This is a genomic window from Rhodococcus sp. T9N, from assembly GCF_024436645.1.
Classification (GTDB): Bacteria; Actinomycetota; Actinomycetes; order Mycobacteriales; family Mycobacteriaceae; genus Rhodococcus_F; species Rhodococcus_F qingshengii.
The window spans coordinates 1-543 of record NZ_JAMSKS010000077.1 but is presented as its reverse complement, the minus strand read 5'-3'; the positions used below and the strand labels follow the sequence as shown (position 1 = coordinate 543).

General features: G+C 61.1%; 1 protein-coding gene. It reads right to left on the bottom strand.

Features of this window, described 5'->3' with window-relative positions:
* A partial coding sequence (locus M1L53_RS33095; RefSeq protein ID WP_261949523.1) for a hypothetical protein occupies positions 1–402 on the bottom strand: 402 nt, incomplete at its 3' end.
* Between the last annotated feature and the right edge of the window lie 141 nt (positions 403–543).

The window sequence follows — 543 nt, the reverse complement described above, 5'->3', positions numbered from 1 at the left end:
GGGCCTGTCGTTGCCCTCGTCATCGAACGGACCAAGTTCCGTGGTGAATGGGTGGTAGTAGCTGACCCCCGCATGGTTGGTCTCGTTGACGTTGCATATAGCGCAAGGGGCGTCCTCGGCGTGTTCGGTTGCCGGGAACAGGGCGTCGCGGAGGTCTGTGAGAGCGGCAACGTAGCCGTCGTTGTAGTCCCCATCGTTCGGAGCCGGGGCGTGCTTGATCAACTCTGTGAGACGTTCGGCGGTGAGTGCCATACCGCCGGCTGGAACGAGACGGCCAGCCGACTGGAGTTCGGCCAGAACCATGCCGATCAACTCCGCCCACCACTCGGGGATTTTTCCCTCGACGTTTCCGCCGGTCTCCACTTGGATCGCCTTCGCAATGCTCGCGGTGATGTCGCTCATGAGTTCCTCGTTCCGGGATGGCGCTCGAGAACATCCGAGAGCGCGGTCAATGTCAGGAAACCTGCGAACGCCAAACCGGCCGCAGTGATGCCGAAAGCTGTTGCGGTGGAGGTGAAGTGATACCTGAATTTTACCAGGCCG